At 58.2% G+C, this 17473-nt stretch carries 15 protein-coding genes and 1 pseudogene; 7 read left to right on the top strand and 9 right to left on the bottom strand.

Going from position 1 to position 17473, the window contains the following annotated elements; translation table 11 throughout:
- From AXW11_RS04445 to AXW11_RS04430, 4 genes and pseudogenes are all read right to left on the bottom strand, one after another.
- Nucleotides 1-415: pseudogene (locus tag AXW11_RS04445) on the bottom strand (alkane 1-monooxygenase); the annotation flags it as partial.
- Between the two features lie 145 nt (nt 416-560).
- On the bottom strand, nt 561-2600 hold the full coding sequence (locus AXW11_RS04440) for a TRAP transporter permease (protein ID WP_228301308.1): 2040 nt from the start codon (nt 2598-2600) through the stop codon (nt 561-563).
- Complete coding sequence (locus AXW11_RS04435) at nt 2597-3004, bottom strand: DUF1850 domain-containing protein (protein ID WP_052479571.1); 408 nt, start codon at nt 3002-3004, stop codon at nt 2597-2599. The genes AXW11_RS04440 and AXW11_RS04435 overlap by 4 nt, the downstream gene beginning before the upstream one ends.
- Before the next feature lie 127 nt (nt 3005-3131).
- Nucleotides 3132-4091 carry a TAXI family TRAP transporter solute-binding subunit gene (locus tag AXW11_RS04430; RefSeq protein WP_091642973.1) on the bottom strand — a complete coding sequence of 320 codons (960 nt, stop codon included), beginning with the start codon at nt 4089-4091 and terminating at the stop codon, nt 3132-3134.
- 170 nt (nt 4092-4261) lie between these two features.
- Here AXW11_RS04430 and AXW11_RS04425 point away from each other — a divergent pair, with 170 nt between their 5' ends.
- The 5 genes from AXW11_RS04425 to AXW11_RS04405 all read left to right on the top strand — a co-directional run bounded on the left by AXW11_RS04425 (nt 4262) and on the right by AXW11_RS04405 (nt 10502).
- Nucleotides 4262-4927 carry a GntR family transcriptional regulator gene (locus AXW11_RS04425; protein ID WP_091642970.1) on the top strand — a complete coding sequence of 222 codons (666 nt, stop codon included), beginning with the start codon at nt 4262-4264 and terminating at the stop codon, nt 4925-4927.
- Between the two features lie 163 nt (nt 4928-5090).
- Nucleotides 5091-6125 (top strand): DUF6160 family protein, encoded by a 1035-nt coding sequence (locus tag AXW11_RS04420; RefSeq protein WP_228301309.1) that lies wholly within the window; start codon nt 5091-5093, stop codon nt 6123-6125.
- Between the two features lie 65 nt (nt 6126-6190).
- Entirely contained in the window at nt 6191-7249 is a 1059-nt protein-coding gene (locus AXW11_RS04415) for a lysylphosphatidylglycerol synthase transmembrane domain-containing protein (RefSeq protein WP_091642967.1), read from the top strand.
- Nucleotides 7246-9462, top strand: a complete 2217-nt coding sequence (locus tag AXW11_RS04410) for a glycosyltransferase (protein WP_091642964.1) — start codon at nt 7246-7248, stop codon at nt 9460-9462. The genes AXW11_RS04415 and AXW11_RS04410 overlap by 4 nt, the downstream gene beginning before the upstream one ends.
- Before the next feature lie 92 nt (nt 9463-9554).
- A complete protein-coding gene (locus AXW11_RS04405; RefSeq protein WP_091642961.1) occupies nt 9555-10502 on the top strand; it encodes a YbgA family protein in 948 nt (315 codons plus the stop codon).
- Between the two features lie 7 nt (nt 10503-10509).
- Here the strand turns inward: AXW11_RS04405 and AXW11_RS04400 are convergent, their stop codons facing one another.
- From AXW11_RS04400 to AXW11_RS04385, 4 genes are all read right to left on the bottom strand, one after another.
- The gene (locus tag AXW11_RS04400; RefSeq protein ID WP_091642959.1) at nt 10510-11244 is read right to left on the bottom strand and encodes a DUF481 domain-containing protein; all 735 of its coding nucleotides are present in this window, start codon (nt 11242-11244) and stop codon (nt 10510-10512) included.
- A gap of 19 nt (nt 11245-11263) precedes the next feature.
- On the bottom strand, nt 11264-12274 hold the full coding sequence (gene trhO / locus AXW11_RS04395; RefSeq protein WP_091642956.1) for an oxygen-dependent tRNA uridine(34) hydroxylase TrhO: 1011 nt from the start codon (nt 12272-12274) through the stop codon (nt 11264-11266).
- 177 nt (nt 12275-12451) lie between these two features.
- A complete protein-coding gene (locus tag AXW11_RS04390; protein WP_041335568.1) occupies nt 12452-13012 on the bottom strand; it encodes a porin family protein in 561 nt (186 codons plus the stop codon).
- 164 nt (nt 13013-13176) lie between these two features.
- Nucleotides 13177-13908, bottom strand: coding sequence for a DsbA family protein (locus tag AXW11_RS04385; protein WP_041335571.1), 732 nt, complete (start codon nt 13906-13908; stop codon nt 13177-13179).
- Between the two features lie 107 nt (nt 13909-14015).
- Here AXW11_RS04385 and AXW11_RS04380 point away from each other — a divergent pair, with 107 nt between their 5' ends.
- Nucleotides 14016-14981, top strand: coding sequence for an NAD(P)H-dependent flavin oxidoreductase (locus tag AXW11_RS04380; RefSeq protein ID WP_091642953.1), 966 nt, complete (start codon nt 14016-14018; stop codon nt 14979-14981).
- A gap of 15 nt (nt 14982-14996) precedes the next feature.
- Here the strand turns inward: AXW11_RS04380 and AXW11_RS04375 are convergent, their stop codons facing one another.
- Nucleotides 14997-16937 (bottom strand): methyl-accepting chemotaxis protein, encoded by a 1941-nt coding sequence (locus AXW11_RS04375; protein WP_091642951.1) that lies wholly within the window; start codon nt 16935-16937, stop codon nt 14997-14999.
- Between the two features lie 260 nt (nt 16938-17197).
- Between AXW11_RS04375 and AXW11_RS04370 the strand changes: the two genes are divergently transcribed.
- Nucleotides 17198-17368: a DUF6435 family protein gene (locus tag AXW11_RS04370; RefSeq protein ID WP_126813158.1), complete on the top strand. Its 171-nt coding sequence runs from the start codon at nt 17198-17200 to the stop codon at nt 17366-17368.
- The last annotated feature ends 105 nt before the right edge of the window (nt 17369-17473 follow it).

The raw sequence follows: 17473 nt of genomic DNA, 5'->3' as shown, positions 1-17473 counted from the left end.
CCAGGCCGCCAACGATGCCGACGGAGAAGATCCAGCCGATGCCACCGGCCACATTGAACAGGCCGGACGCCAGCACGAACATGCTCCACACCAGCAACACCGCAAAGGCGGCAACCCAGCCCAGGGTGATGAACTTGTAGAAGAGTTCGGTGTTCATGCGTGGGGTATCGGCTTCCTCGTCCGGGTTAAGGGCGTCTTTGCCCAGCAGCAGGTCGAGGATGGGGATGATGCCGAAGACGACCACCGGCACGCCCCAGGCGAACAGGTTGACCCATCCGGTGGCTTGCCCGGCCGCCAACAACAGGGGCGGCAGGGCCAGGGGCAGCATGGCGATCAGGTAGCTGTATTTCTTGAGTGTCAGCAGCACTTTCCGGCGGGCGGACTCGGTGCTCAGGATCAATGGTTTCGTACTCACGTGTTTTCCCTCATCGGCTGTTACTTTCGATCTGGGCGATCGCTTCTTGTTAACTGCATTATTGTCCTACAATATAACAGTCGTCAAGAAAACCGTGGTACTTTTTAATCACTGCATTTAGCAATACAGCCCCAATCGCGCTATCTCACTGTGATTGCTCCTCTGTTTCGGGGGCTCCGGCCCCATGCAGTTCCCGACGTCGGTGCCAGTAATTCATGGCCAGCAGTACCAGCATCGCGACCACACCGGCGACTTCCACTTGCAGGTCCGGGTAAAAGATTGCGATCACCGCGCCACTCAATGCCAGTCGCATCCAGGGTTTCATGTGAGTGAACAGAAAGCCTTCAAGCGCCGCTGCAAAGGCCGCAAGGGCGAGTATGGCGATGAAGCCGTTCCAGAGAACCAGCGGTAACGGCCCCCCTTCGATGATCACGGGGTTGAACACCATGAACAGCGGAATGAGGTAAAGGCCCTTGGCGAACTTCCAGGCCTGTACGCTGGTTTCCATGGTTTTACTGCCCGCGATCGCCGCCCCCGCGAAGGCGGCCAGCGCCACAGGCGGCGTGACGTTGGAATCCTGGGAGTACCAGAACACCAACAGGTGAGCGACCAACAGCGGGATACCGAACTCGTTGGTCAACGCCGGCCCCACCAGCACGATCAGTACGATGTAGCTGGCCGTTACCGGCAGCCCCAGGCCCAGAATCAGGCTGGCGATGACCACCAGGAACAGCGCCATCAGAATGTTGCCGTCGGCGAATGCGATCATCATTGATGAGAACTTGAGGCCCAGCCCGGTCAGGCCAACCACCGCCACCACAATGCCGGCAATGGCGCAGGCAATGCTGACGGGGACCGCGTTGCGGGCACCCAGTTCGAGGCCCTGCAGCAGTTTTACAACGCCTTCACGCAGCGCATCCGTCAGGGCTTTTCCAAGCTGGTTGTCCGCCCGTCCCTGTTTATAGGCAAGGTACAGGCCGTTCAGCCCGGCGATACCAATGATGCCGACCACGGCATAAAACCCGACCCGCATGGGGGAGATGCCCATCACCAGCAGGTACACCAGCATGATGATCGGCAACAGGAAGTACCAGCCGTAAGCCATCACTTCCCGGAGCTGGGGAAGATCACTGGAAGGCAGGCCTTTCATGCCCTGCTTCACCGCGCAGATATGAACGAGCAGATACACCGTGGCGAAATACAGCAGGGCCGGAAACACACTGACTTTTACAATGTCGAGGTACGGCACACGGGTGTATTCCGCAATCAGGAAGGCGCCGGCGCCCATCAGCGGCGGCATGATCTGGCCACCGGTACTGGCTGCGGCTTCAATGCCACCCGCCTGGGCCGGACGAAAACCCAGTTTTTTCATCAGCGGAATGGTAAACGCGCCCGTAGTCACCACGTTGGCGATGGCACTGCCGGAGATGGACCCCATGCTGGCCGAGGCCAGAACCGCAGCCTTGGCGGGGCCGCCGCGCTGACGGCCCGTCGCCGCAAACGCCAGATCGATGAAGAAGCGGCCTGCGCCGGTCACTTCCAGCATGGCGCCGAACAGCACAAAGATGAACACGAACGTAGCAGCAACGCCCAACGGCAGGCCGAAAATACCCTCCTGCCCCAGATACAACTGGGCACCGATACGGTCGAGGGAGTAGCCGCGATGGTTGAGAATGCCCGGCAGCCACTCCCCCAGCTCCGACAGCGGCCCACGCTGGCCACTCATTGCGTAGAGGATGGCAATCACACCGATCACCGTCAGCCCGGTGCCTACCGCCCGGCGGCTGGCCTCCAGCAAGGTAATGGTGCATACCCAGGCCATGACAATATCGGTCTGGTTCCAGAACCCGGCCCGACCAGTAATCTCATCAAGGAACCAGACCAGATAGAAACCGGATGCGCCCGAGGCTATCAAAAAGCCGGTATCAATCAACGCCGTTATGGCGCCACGCGGTCGGCCAGGACGGGGCCCAAACAGCAGAAAGCACAGCATCATCACCAACGCCAGGTGAATGCCCCGTTGATAGAACAGTCCCAGCGGTTGAATACCGGCGCTGTATAGCTGAAACAGCGATAGGCCGATACCAATCAGTGCGATCAGCCAGAGCAGTGCCCTGGGCCCGCTCATTCTGGTCGGCTGCCATGCGCCATTGGTTTTCAGGTAGATGGCCGTTTCTTGACTCATTGAAGCGTGCTTCCTTTATCCCCTGCAGGCCGTACTCGAATCTCAACGAGTTTGTCAGCTGCCAGACGGCTTAGACTCACCACGCGCGAATCCACCTCAATGCGGTGATTCACCGACAAGGCGCCAACGCGCAGCGAGAGACGATTATTGGGTATGGGCACCTGCATATCGACGATGCGGTAGCCGTGGTCGTCATCCGACGTCAGTGTGCCCCGGCCACGGGTATGGCCAAGGCCGGCGGCAAAGTCCGGTGTGTGGCTACTGTCCAGAATCAACTGGTCCGCTTCCATGCGAAAGCAGTCCGTCACAGGAAACCCCTGCACCGAGTGATTCCAGATCAGGCACCACCGCCCGCCCTCGGGCAGGCCGAGCTGCACCAGCGACGTCTGACTGGTATCAGACACCGACAGTTGCCAGACCGCTTTGCTCTGGGCGCCGACTGCTGTGGGCCATAATCCCCACAGCAGTGACGCGAGCAGGCAACAGACCCTGCAAACCATGAACCGACGAATGATAACGACGGATTCCCGATTACTGGCGCAGTGCCTCCGGCACTTCTGCACCTATTTCCTCGTAATAGCGAATGGCACCCGGATGGAGAGGAATGGGTGTGGAATCCAGGCTGAACTCCACGGTGGTGTCGTCAGCGGCCGGATGGATCGCCCTCAGGGCCTCTACCTTTTCGAAGAGCAGCTTGGTGATCTTGTAGGCAAGATCTTCCGACATGGCGCTATTGACGGTAAGGACGTTGGGAATGCCGATCGTTGAAATATCCGTATCGACACCCTCGTAGGTACCGGAACGCAACTTGTAGGGCGCAAACACCGGCACTTCTGCTCTGGCGTTGGCGATTTCCTTCTCGGAGAGAGGTATCAGTGCAATGTCACGGGTGGTGGCAAGGCTGACAATAGAGCTTGTTGGCGGGCCAACACTCCAGAACGCGGCGTCGATGTCGCCATCGCGAATGGCATCCGCAGATTCATTGAAGTTCAGGCCACGCTCGTCGAAATCGTCGAAGCTCATGCCGTTGGTTTCCAGCAGGGCCTTGGCGTTCACTTCGGTACCGCTGCCCGGCGCACCAACCGACACACGCTTGCCAGCCAGGTCTGCCAGCGACGTAATGCCAGAGTCCGCCAGGGTGACAATCTGAATCGCGTTCGGATAAAGCGAGGCAATAGCCAGCACATCCAGCTTGTTGCCATTGAAACGTTCGCCACCGTTATAGGCCTGATGGACGGTGTCTGCCAGGGCAATCGCCAGATCCGAATCCTGACGATGAACCAGCCCCATATTTTCAACCGAAGCACCGGTGACTTCGGCAACTGCGCTGTACCCTTCAATATGCTGACTGATCAACTCCGCAAGGCCACCCCCGAGAGGGTAATAGGTACCACCGGTGCCGCCCGTGGCAATGGAGAGATTGGTATCCGCCTGTGCCGGAGAAACACCGATCAGCGCGGTCGCGCCCAGTGCCAGAAATAGCTTTCGCATGTTGCTCACCTCGTTTTTGTTGGATTAGCGTCGGGACGTGTGATCCTTTGACGTCATCATAGGATAGCAGCCCATTGCCAACTACTGATTCTTTCTGGCATTAAGGTTAATATCCTGTGGTATTTTCCAATGCCATCACGGCTTTGAATGTCAGGAGTACTCTTCACTCAATGGATTTCCAGGTCCCCAACACCCTCGCCGAGCAGATTGCCAACTACCTGGCTGAACACATCATGACCGGCCAGATAAAGCCCGGGCAACGCTTGCATGAGGCGACCACCGCTAAGGAATTGCAGGTAAGCCGGGCATCGGTGAAAGAGGCCCTGTATACCCTGGAACGCTGGCACCTGATTGAAATCACCCCGCGCAGGGGCGCGTCGGCCACCAAACTGGATGCGGTGCATGCCTCAGAGCTCTATGACGTGTACATGCACCTGCTGATCATGCTGGCGCGGCGTTTGTGTGAGCGTTGGCGGGAAGAGGACAAAACCACGTTGTTGTCAGCGGTTGGGCACGTCACTGGCCAGATGCAGCGCAAGGACGCCAATATCACGGCCATTGTGGAAGCGAGCTTTGAAGTAATGGACGTCTGCTGCCAAGTCGTCGGCAATCCCTACCTCACAGAGGCGCTGACCAACTTCAAGCCCGCTGTCAGCCGGGCTTACTATCTGAGTGCAGATCGATACCGGCAGGATCTGGACCGTACCGGCCGTTTCTTTACCAATCTGACGAATGCCATCCTGGCGCGGGATGCTGGTGAATCCGAGGCACTGGTGGCGGATTTCGGCGCCCATCAAAAGGCGCTGATCCAGCAGGCGTTGGCCCCTTCGGCCTGACCGAGTCTGTGACTCAACTCACAGACCCCCTTACCTATCCCACCTATCGTAACAGTCTGTAACAAACTCCTAAGTCCGCTGCGCTGGTCAGGTTGTCCCCTGCGGCTACACAACGACTGAGACCGGTCTGAAGCCGGCATAACAACAACGATCCGGGGCCACCATGACACGTCGAAACGCCCGCAAGCGCCTGAAACCGTTCAGACCTGCCCTGCGCAGGTTCTTTACCCTGAGCCTGACCGCCAGTCTATCATTGCCGGTGATGGCCGACTTCCGCCCACTGGACGACAGTACCCTGGGCAACGTCACTGGCCAGACTGGCGTCACCATCGAGATGGAAACCAGGATTGAGATGGACCGCCTGAGCTGGACGGATGAAGGCTCGCTGAACGTCAATGGCGTTCGCCTGTCCGGTCAGAACGATACAGTGCTGGACAACCTCAAGCTGACGCTGGACATTGCCGGCCAGGATGAGGTGCTTGAATACGGCTTCTCCGAGATTGCCCGCCGCGCCGACGCCGGCCTTCTGGATGCCTCCAATCCGGATGTGGCCGATGCCCTCGCCCGCTATGCCGTGGGTGGTGGTTACGGCAAACAGTTCGATAGCGGTGACCTGGTGATTCACCTGGGTGCTACAGATTACGGCGACCCGACCAGCCTGGACGACTACCTGCAGGCCGTGGATTTCGAGTTGGCCGTAGACAGTGTTGAAGCAACCGGCTCCGGCGGCACTGCCAGCCTGTTCTCCAACATCATGCTGCAGGGTTATATCGGCCCTACCGATCTGGTGATCCGCAACCAGGGCAACAACACCCGTACGCTGGCCAATGGCAACGTGGTGTCAGGCTCGGAACTGCAACTGGATACCCATTTTGAGATCACCGACGGTAGCCTGGACTGGGACGCTGCCGACGTAATCCTGCTGTTCAACTTTGCCGCCGTTGGCATCGAAGGGCTGCAGATCCACAACCGCCGGGGCGACGATACCCTGGGTCACTTCGGTATGGCCAGTGCCACCGCGAAGCTGTCCAGGGGCACCAGCGCGGCGTCTGGAAAGGAAGGCCTCTCCATCCATGAGGTGGACTTCCGGGCCGACATCGATATGCCGGTGTTCAAAGTCGGTGGCACCAGTATCGGCTCCGTACAGTTCACGGATTTTGCCATTAAAAACACCACTATGATGGTGTATGGCCACTAGCAAGACACTGGACAAGCCCCCCGCCACCAACAGTAAACTGCCCGTCTCTTAACGGCGGGCAGTCCATGACCAACATCCCCGATCAAGATTATCAGCAGCGCGCGTCCTGGCGCAGGCTTACTGTTTTCAGCCTGATATTTATCTCCATGACCGCCGCCGGGCTCTATGCCGTGTACGACCAGTTCGCCGGGCGCAGCGTAACCTTCGACGACCGACTGGTCTCGCCTCAGGCGCTTGTTTCCATCATTGCCCTGCTGGTGGTCTACTTTGCGGCGGACGGGCTGCGGTTGCACTTCACCCTTCGGGCACTGGGGCACCGCCTGCCCTTCCCGGCGATTTTCCGGCTGGTGTTCATCAACCTGTTCTTCTCCAACGTGACGCCCATGGCCACCGGGGGTGGCTTCGCGCAGATCTGGTATCTCCAACACCATGGCGTGCCAGTCGGCCGCGCCACGGCGGCCACCACCATCCGCACCGTGATCGCGGTGATCTTTATCTTTTCGCTGACCCCCGTATTCCTGCTGACTCTGGATGCCCTGGATAACCAGCCCCTGGTCGGAGAACTGGGGCCGGTGCTCGCTGTGTTGATTCTCCTGTATCTCGGTTTTTTCATGGTGGTGCTGTTCCGTACCCGATGGCTGATTGCGCCCTTGGGCCGGCTCTTGAGCACACTGCACCGGTTTCACCTGATCGGTGAGCGCCGCCATCAGCGCTGGCAGTTCAAGGCCAAGCGGGAGATGCTGCGTTTTTCTCACAGTTTCGGCGATTACCTCCGGGGCCCCAAACAGTTCGTCGCGCTTTCAGTGCTGTTTACCTTTGTGTTTCTGCTCAGCCTATTCAGTTTCCCGGCGTTGCTGATCTCCGCACTGGATTACGAGGTAGACTACCTGGTGAGCACGGGACTACTGGTGGTTACCACCTTTGTGATGTACTTTTCACCCACACCCGGTGCGTCTGGCATTTCGGAAGGGGTGTTCGGCAGTTTCTTCCGGGACATACTCACGGCCAACCATCTGGTACTGGTGACCATTAGCTGGCGATTCATCACCATCTACCTCGGCATGCTGGCAGGCCTGGTGATACTGCAGCGGGAACTGGTGAGAAACAGGAAGGCATCCCAATGACACGACGTCACCCGTTAAAAGTGCTGTTTTACATCAGCCTGACGATTGTTGTGCTGCTGATCGGGTACAAGGCCTACCTGAACCTGTTCGAGCCGGATTTCGAGGCCCTGCACACGGAACAGGTCGCCCGTATTCACGACATGCTCTCCGATGACGGCGGTTTCAGTTTCGCGGTTGTGGGCAATATCAATAATTCCGTGGGCGTTTTCGAAGAACGCATGATACCGGCCCTCAACCAGTCCGGCGTTGATTTTATGGTGTCCGCCGGTAACGCAGTGAGTGGCGGCGGCGAGGACAAGTACCGGGCCATCCAGGGCTCGCTGACCCACCTGGACATTCCCTACCTGCTGACCTTCGGTGAAAACGAGTACGAGAACTTTGGCAGTTACCGGTTTTACGACCACTTCGGCCCTCACTTCTTCAGCATCAAGGCCGGCGGCGCCCGCCTGATCTTCCTCGACAGCACCGGCAAGACGCCCTGGCGATGGCAGATCCGCTGGCTCAATGACCTGTTAAGCCAGGAGCCCAACCGGCTGCGCTTTCTCTTCATCGGTCACCCGCCGCTCCACCCGGATCAGGAAGCCCCTTTCGAGCAGGATAATGATTTCCTGCACCCCCCTGAGTTCCGCACCGCCCTGATGGACGCCATCGACCGGCACGATGTGGATATGGTGTTTTCAGCGAACCTGTCGCTGTATGCGGATCAGGTCGAGGGTGATACACGTTTCATCACCACCGGCGGAGCGGGCGGGCTGGTGCTGAACAACGACACCAGTTTCTACCACTATGTGCGCGTTGATGTGAGCGACGACGGCGAAATCAGCCATTCGATGGTGCGCCTGGAAGCGAGACAACACCCTGTATTGAGTACCCTGGAATCCCTGTGGTTCTTTATCTACTCGCTGTTTTATGTGGGCTATGTAAACTTCATTCTGCTGGTGGCAGTTTTCGTACTGATCAGCACCAAGCTTTACACCGCTATTTTCGTGGCGAAAGACTACTATCCGGACTACGATCTGGACCCCCAGCCCTGGCTGTCGAAACCCTTGCGGGTGGCCATGTTCACCAACAACTACCTGCCGTTCATTGGCGGCGTGCCCATCTCCATCGCACGCCTGCGCAAAGGCCTTGAAACCCTGGGGGACATCATCCTCATCGTTTGCCCCCGCTATCGCGACCAGCCACGCGAGGAGACCAATGTGGTGCGAGTGCCCTCCCTGCTGGCTATGGGGGAGAAACGAGAGTTCCGCCTTGCCAACATCTTCCTGGCAAGAATCCGCCGACAGGTCAGAGCGTTCAAACCCGACATCATTCACCTTCACCACCCCATCTGGCTGGGCTCGCTGGGGCTGTTCGTGGCCCGGCGCCTGAAGGTGCCGGCGGTGTATACCTACCACACCCGGCTGGAGCACTATGCCCACTTCGTGCCGCTGCCGGGCAATCTGTTCCGCAACCTGATTTCCCACGAGCTGATCAAACGTTTCGCCAACAAATGCGATGGCGTGATTGTGCCCACCTACTCCACCGAGGAATACCTGCGGATGATCGGTGTGAAAAGCCCCACATTCGTTCAGCCGACGGGCATTGAGTACCAGAAGTTCCAGGAAGTGGACGACAGCGACGTTCGCAACCTGCGGAACTCCCTGGGCATCGGCAATGAGACCGTGTTTGTCAGCGTCTCGCGGCTGTCCAACGAGAAGAACATTGATTTCATGATCGACGCCATTGATGAGCTTCGCCGGCGGACAGACCGTCCTTTCCGGTTCCTGATGATTGGTGAAGGGCATCAGCACGAGCGACTGCAGCAGCGCATTGATGAACTGGGACTTCAGGATTGCTTTACACTCGTCGGCTCCATCCCGCCGGACGATATGGCCACCTGGTATCACCTGGGCGATGCCTTCCTGTTCGCCTCCAAGTCCGAAACCCAGGGTATGGTGATCCTGGAAGCCATGGCCGCCGGGTTACCAGTGGTGGCAGTGCGTTCCAGTGGCATTGAAGACGTGGTGCGCCACGGCTACAACGGCTTCAAGACGCCGGAAAAGCAGGACCAGTGGTGTGACCACGTGCAACAATTGCTGGAAGACGACACCCTGCGCCAGGAACTGGCCGAGCACGCACTGGCGTTCGCGGCGGACTATTCCGTCGAGCAGTTTGCCCGTGATATGCGGGAAATCTATGCCCTGACCCTGGCCCGATCAGCTTCCCGCTGAGTGATTCATCACGCCGCTTTTAACATTGCAGATGATCGGTCTAGACTGGAAAAGCGTACTTTAAAGGACCTTTTTCGATTCGGAGACTGACAGTGACAGGCATTCCCGTTGGTATCAGCACCTGCCTGCTGGGCAAGGAAGTTCGCCATGATGGCGGCCACAAGCATTCCCGCTTCTGCACCCAGGTACTTTCCCGCCATTTCGAGTTTCGTTCCATCTGCCCGGAGCTGGAAGCGGGCCTCGGTGTGCCCCGGCCGGCCATTCACTTGCGCGAATATCACGACGGCCTGAAGCTGATCGAAACCAAAGGCACGGCGGACCATACGGATGCCATGCAGGGATTTATCGACCAGGTTCTACCGACTCTGGCGGATTTGCGGGGCTACATCCTGATGGCCAAGTCTCCCAGCTGCGGCATGGAGCGCATCAAGGTGCACAATGAAGACGGCAATGTCACCCGCAGGGATGGCCGGGGCCTGTTTGCCGAGGCACTGATTCGTCGCTACCCGCTGATGCCGGTGGAAGAAGAGGGCCGCCTGAACGACGACATGCTGAGGGAAAACTTTATAGAGCGAGTATTTGCCTACGATGACTGGATGCAGAACGTGGCTGGCGACAACCTCACCGCCCGTGCACTGATCGAGTTCCACACCCGCCACAAGTTCCAGCTACTGGCTCATTCCGAGAAGATCTATCGGCAGTTGGGGCCAATGCTCGGCGACCTGAAATCAGAGCCGTTGAAAGACATTGCTGACCGATACATCGCATCGTTCATGGAAGCGATGACCCAGCGGGTCAGCCGGGGTTCCCACGTGAACGCCATGCAACACCTGATGGGTTATCTGCGGGATTCCATGGCAGAGGAGGACCGGCAGGTACTGATGGAGCAGGTAGACGCCTACCACCGGGGCGAAGTACCGTTGGTGGTGCCGATGACCCTGCTGCGGATGGCCCAGCGGCGGGAGCCGGTGGACTACCTCAGCAGCCAGAAGTACCTGACCCCCTACCCGGATGAGCTGGGGCTCAGGAATCGGGTATAACGCCTGGTCAGAATCCGTAGAGCAGTGACACGGACACCTGGGTGTCGGTGTCGTCGGCCCCTTCCGGCTCGTCGGAAACATGCTGGACCAGATACGCGGCCTTCATGGACAGGTTACCCACAACGGTTGCCTGTATGGATGTTTCCGATTCACTGATGGTGTTGTTCTCTGACAGACCGATTTCGGTACTCAGCTTCTGACGAAACAACGCCGTATCGGACAGAGCGTAATCGAACTTGCCTGCCAACCGGGCGATGGCTTCTTCTTCCTCCTGATTGCCGTCTGCTTCCGGTTCCTCGAGCCGGTTAAACCGGTAACCGCCACCGACAGACAGGTCAAGAAAAGAACGTTTGCCACGTTGCCAGACCCGGTTACCGTAACCGGTGGTCAACGAGGACTGGAAGTCATACCCGGAAAACCGGTCGTCTTCATACGCTCCGCGTACGAACAGGTACTGGCTGCCCTCGAACTTGTAATCAGACTGCACTTCAGCGCTGTATTTTTCGGCCGTTGTGGTGTCATCGGTTTCGGAATAGGTTGAACGGAAATCACCGGTATTCCGCCACTCTGAAACTTCGTGGAGTAGGCCCAGACGGCCGTTGATATTGGTCTCCTCGGTATTGCCGGACGTGACAAGCACTCCCGCTTCCCCCTCACCTTCCCAATTGTCAAACTCAGCGCCAACGACCATCGTCGGCGATACCGTCAGAGTAATGATCGCCAGGGTTGCTCTGAACTGCATGGAATCTCCTTGATTATTGTCAGGATTTTGCGCAACGCTCTCCCATGGCGCTCTTGCGGGCCTGCTGTTCCCGCTCCGCCTTTTTCCGGGCTTTACGCTCCGCTACAATGCGCGCCGCTGCGCCACCTACATGGGCTTCGCCGCGCCGTTCTGCCAACCGCATTTGCCGCTCACGCTCGGCAAAACGGGCTTTCTGCTCCTCCGTCAACGAATCGATGCAACGGTGGCAACTCACGCCCTGCTCATACTCCGGACGCTGCTTGTCTTCCTCGGTGATCGGCCGGCGGCACGCGTGGCACTGATCGAACTCACCCCGTTCCAGCTTGTGGTTCACCGTTACCCGGTCATCGAATACAAAGCACTCTCCGTGCCACAGGCTTTGTGATTCCGGGACTTCTTCGAGGTACCGGAGAATACCCCCCTTCAGGTGGTAGACCTCACCAAACCCCTGCTCCTTCAGGAACGCCGTGGACTTTTCACAACGGATGCCGCCGGTGCAGAACATGGCCACCTTCTTGTGTTTCGAAGGGTCCAGATTCTCTTTCACATACTCCGGGAACTCACGAAACGTATCCGTGGCCGGGTTTCTGGCATTCTCAAAGGTGCCGATCTCCACTTCGTACTGGTTGCGTGTGTCTACCACCAATACGTCCGGATCTGAAATAAGATCATTCCACTCTTTGGGATCCACATAAGTACCCACGATCCGTTTCGGGTCAATGCCCTCCACTCCCATGGTGACGATCTCTTTCTTGAGCTTCACTTTGGTTCGCTTGAAGGGCTGGATGTCGACGAACGATTCTTTGTAGTCGATGCCCTCGAACCGCTGGTCAGCCTCCAACCAGGCGCGAATGGCATCCACACCTTCACGGCTGCCGGCTATGGTGCCGTTAATGCCCTCACGAGCCAGCAGCAATGTGCCGTGCACCTCTTTCTCCAACATCAGATCCAGCAATGGCTGACGAAGGGTTTTGTAATCATTCAGGACTGCGAACTTATAAAGCGCACAGACAACAACATCCTGGCTCATGAGTCTGGTTTCTCCTGCGGGCCGGACCGTAAATCCGGAGCATGGTTGATAATCGCCAACGGGCGTGAGGGTGCCATTCTAACGAATACGGGCGAGGGAGAGTATTACGGGGGGTTACAGGGAAGTCATTAACAATGCCCGGCGCCCCAAAGGCGGCACCGGGTGATCAGGCTATGCTCAGAACAGAACAGCAAAACCCACGGAGACGCCAGAGATTTCTGCGCCATCCTTATCGATGTACTGCATGTACTCGCCGTTGACCTGAAAATCCTTGTTGATGTTCAGGTTGGCGCCCACGCCGTAGGAGATATCGGACTCAGATGCCGAGTCACTGAAAGAATTACCAAACCCGCTCGCGGAAGCCGTCAGCTCGCCCTTGGTAACGCCAACAATGGCGTAGGGGTAAACGGGGCTTTCATTGGGAAGGCCCAGAACCATGTAGCCACCCACCAGGTAATCCAGTTCAAGATCCAGGGATACACCGTTAAAACTGGTCGAGTCGTCCTTGGCGCCGAAACCGGCACGGAACTCCGCTGCCAGGTACGGGTTTATCTGCGCGCCGGCCTTGCCCACCAGGGCGCCCAGGTCAAAGTCTTCAGAAATGCCATCTTCTTCGTAGGTTACGAAGGCGTAGTTGAGGCCCACGTAGCCACCTTCCAGGGAATCCTGTGCAGCCGCACCGGATGCAAAAGAAGCCATTACTGCAAAGGCCGAACCCAAAACAATCTTATTCATCATTACTTGCTCCTTGATGAAGGCCTGCCCCAGGGCCTCAACTTCTTGCGTTTATCCGTCAATTTTAAGGGCATGTGAATGATAATTCATTTTGTGAGAAATTCCCCGGCCCCAACCAAAAAAACTCCCGCCGTACGGGAGTTTTCCAGACAGCACCTGTCACCGTATTATTGCTGGGAACCGGCCAGCTCCCGCTCAACCACCGCCGACAACTGCCCCCATCCGGGGCGGGTCAGGCGGATATTGTCCACCAACACGGTTGGGGTACTGGTAACGCGAAGCTGCATGGCCACGCGACGGCTCTGCTCGATTTCTTCGATGTGAAGATCTGTCGTCATGCACCGGCTGAAACGGCGCGCATCAAGCCCCAGGTCGTCAGCGTAGCGGCTAAAGGTATCAACCGGGCTGCTGGAACCGCTCCATTCGGTCTGCATGTCGAACAACTTGTCGTGCATGGCCCAGTAGCTGTCCTGGTCACCGGCACAGCGCGCTGCCTGGGCCGCAGGCATGGCGTTGTCGTGTTGCTGGAGTGGCAGATCAAAGTACACAAACCGCACCTTGCCGGACTCCACGTATTCCTGCTTCAACTGCTGGCTGGCGTCCGAAAAACGCGCGCAGGCAGGGCACTGGTAGTCTGCGAACTCCCGCACCACCACGGGTGCGTCTTCGTCACCAACGGAGACGCCGAAACGATCCAGTTGGGCAGGAAACGGGTCGGCATTGGGGCCGGCAACCGGCAACTCATCTGAGGTGGGGGCCGGACTCGCGGTCAGGAAAAAGACGCCCACCGCAACAAAAACAAGAACGATGACACTGATGCCGATATACAACGACTTACGATCTTTCTTCCTGTTGGGCGGCGGTGCGCCGGTCTCTTTTCTTCTTTTTGCCTCGCCCATGGTAGAGCTCCTTATTGTTTATTCATTCGTGGACGTTTTCATGCGGTAATGAGCACGCTAAGATCTTTATACATTACATAAGTTCCAACAAAAATTAAGGAATTCTCATGGCCTTACCTGAATCCCTGAAGACATCGCTGAGTCTCCCGCTGGTGGCGGCACCCATGTTTCTGATCTCCGGACCGGAGATGGCGCTGGCCTGCTGCAAGCAGGGCATCGTTGGCAGCTTCCCGGCCCTGAACCAGCGCACCAGCGAAGGCTTCGAGGAATGGGTGATTCAGATGAACGAAGGCCTGAAGGACTTCCGGGAAACCCATCCGGGCCAGACAGCCGCGCCTTACGCCGTGAACCTCATCGTTCATCGCACGAACCCGCGCTGGGAGGCCGATCTGGACCTGTGTGTGAAACACCAGGTGCCCATAGTGATCACCTCACTGGGAGCCGCCACCAAAGTGACCGAAGCGGTGCACAGTTACGGCGGCCTGGTCTTCCACGATGTCACCAACCAGAAACACGCCCGCAAAGCGGCCGAAGCAGGCGTGGATGGCATTATCGCGGTGTCTGCCGGTGCCGGCGGCCACGCTGGCACCATTAATCCATTCGTGCTGGTGCACGAAATCCGCGAGGTGTTCGATGGCGTGATCCTGCTCGCCGGCGGGCTTTCCAACGGCGAAGACCTCCTGGCGGCTCAAGCCATGGGCGCGGACCTGTGCTATCTGGGCACACGGTTTATCAATACCACCGAATCGCGGGCGGAAGCAGCCTATCAGAACATGATCATCGAGGCGGTATCCGGCGACATTATCCACACACCGGCGGTGTCAGGGATTCCCGCCAACTTTATGCGTCAGAGTCTGGAAGCCGCCGGCTATCCCATGGATAAGCTGAACCAGGCCGGTGAGCTGAATTACGGCGATAAGCTCAAGCCCGTGGACGACGAAGCCAAAGCCTGGAAAACCGTCTGGTCCGCCGGCCAGGGCGTCAGCCAGATCACCGACGTTGTATCGGTCAGCGATCTTGTCGGGCGAATTGGTGATGAATATCGACGTGCCCGTGCGCGGCTCTGTGAGTAGAGCCGCCGAGCGCACTTATACCCGGAACTGGGATGCCTTGCCCTGCAGGGTGTCCAGTAGTTCCCCGATCTGCCCGCTGGCCTGATCCGAGCGCTCAATGGCGTCAACGGTTTCACCGGACAGGCGGGCAATGTCCGTCACGCTGACGCTGACCTCCCCCGCATTCCTGCTCTGCTCTTCCGCAACCGCCGAAATCTCAAGCGCGCGTTTCTGCAAACTACCCAGCATTTGGTTGATCTGGTCGAAGTGCTCGTCGGCGCGACGGAATTCGGCGGACGATTCCGCCACCTGCCCCGAAACCTGATCAATCACGGTCACGGCCTGGCGGCTGCCCCGCTGAAGGCGATCAATAATGCCCTGAATTTCCGTGGTGGATTCCTGGGTACGGCTTGCCAGGGTACGCACTTCATCGGCCACGACCGCAAAGCCGCGCCCGGATTCGCCCGCCCTCGCCGCTTCAATGGCAGCGTTAAGCGCCAACAGGTTGGTCTGCTCAGCAATAGCTCCGATTACCGAGAGCACGGAATCAATTTCCGTACTCTGGCTGTTCAGTTCATTGACCGCCGCGACGGCCTGCTCCACGTTAGCAACAACCTGATCCAGACGCCCTCTTACATCACGGGAAATCGATGCCGTTGCCTCACTCTCCGCGTTTACGTTCTGGACGGAACCGGCGATTTCCTGGACGCTGTCAGCCACTTCGGCAATGCTGCCCGACATTGCCGACATGGTATCCGACACCTCCGCCACTTCCTGCTGCTGGCGATTAACGGCCGATACCGCATCGCGGCTGATCTGACCTTGTTCTCTGGCTCTCTCAGCGGCTGATTCGGCGGACGACTTTACCTCTGACACCAACTCCTGGATGCGCGCAATGAACTGGTTCATGCCCCGTGCCATTTCCGTCAGTTCGTCGCGGCCCTTGAGGGATACCCGTCGGGTCAGATCGGCCTCACCGTCGGCTATCTGCCAGATCGCCGAACTCAACCGGAGCACACGGGGAAGAAGACCGCCGCCGAGCACGGCCGCCACCAGAACGATCAGCACAACCACAGAACCGATGGCAAGGAACGAGAGATTGGAGGCAAGGCTGCCCGCCTCACGATCCAGTGCCTCCACGGTGCTATCAATACGTGCCTGCGTGTCTCCACCCATGGTGGCAAGCTGTTGCTGCAGGCGCTGGTTGACCTCCCCGGTCTCAGCCTCCAAAGTCTGGCGCAGCGCGTCGATACTGCCGGTGATGGTCTCACTGAACTCTTCTTCCAGAGCAGCGAGATCACGGTTGATCCCTTCCAGTGAGAGCCCCATTTTCAGCTGACCAATCGCTGTGCCCTGAGGTTTGATATCGGCGGTGATAATCACCACGTTGGGGTCGCGGCTTGCCGCATCCAGGACCTTATTTGCCGCACCACGGCCCTCCCCCTGCTCCATTAAGGTGCGTACGCGATCATCGGTGCGATCGACATAACGGGTCAGCCTTTCCCCGTACTGATCGTAATAGACTGCAAAAAGAACCGACTCCCGGGCATCCGCCAGCTCAATGAGATCCGTCAACCGCGGCACGTCCCGATCCCAGATCAGCGGCGCGGCAACCGCGGCCAGCACCTCCGCCAGCCCCTGCGCTTCAGACATCACTGCCGACCGAACATTGTTCGCCACCCGCTCCTGCTGAGCCGTCTGCTGGCGCGTCAATTCACCCGCCAACTCCTCCGTGGTCCTCTGCTGCATGAGCTGCAGGCGATTACGGACGTCTTCGCGCGTGTCACCAAACGACCCGCTGACTTCACGGCTGCTGGCCTCAAGGGCGGAACCGGCGGTCTCCACCAGGCTGTCCACCTGATTGGATATCAGCCACTGGCTCATGGCGACCTGCACCACCCCGGCAACGATCAGAATCAGGAAAACAGGTCGCAGCAAGCGGCTCGTTACCAGCGCCTTCAGAAAACGAGGGGTCATACGGGCTCCATCAACACGTGTGAATCACACATTCCGGCGGCAGGGCTCGGCCTGCCCGTCCAGACTTATGATTGACTATAGAGCAAAACCCGGACCACGGAGTGACGCAATCATGTACGGATTTTGTAACGGCCCGGTGAAATTCTTTGAAACTGAGAATCCGGCAGACGAGTACCGTTAGTATGACGGGGACTCGTTTGTGAACTTTCGTGCCCAATTGGCGTAAGCTCCCAGACACATCAATGAAAACAGGTGAAAAAATGCTGGGATTCCTGAAGGGCGATCCAAAGAAGAAACTGCAGAAGGAATACGAAGCCAAGCTTCAGAAGGCGCTGCATGCCCAGCGCAATGGTGACTTACGTACCCATGGCACGTTGATGGAGGAGGCGGAGAAGATTTATGCGGAGTTGCAGAAGATGGACAAGGAGTAGCATTTCAAGCTTGGCGGGTGGGTCGGCTGGCACACCCCTGTTCAAAACACGCCCGTAGATACGTCCATGTAGGGCTCGGTCGCGCCATCCCTGGCGCTCCACGGT

The organism is Marinobacter sp. Hex_13, assembly GCF_001566815.1.
Lineage (GTDB): Bacteria > Pseudomonadota > Gammaproteobacteria > Pseudomonadales > Oleiphilaceae > Marinobacter > Marinobacter salarius.
This window is presented reverse-complemented; position numbering and strand designations above follow the sequence as displayed.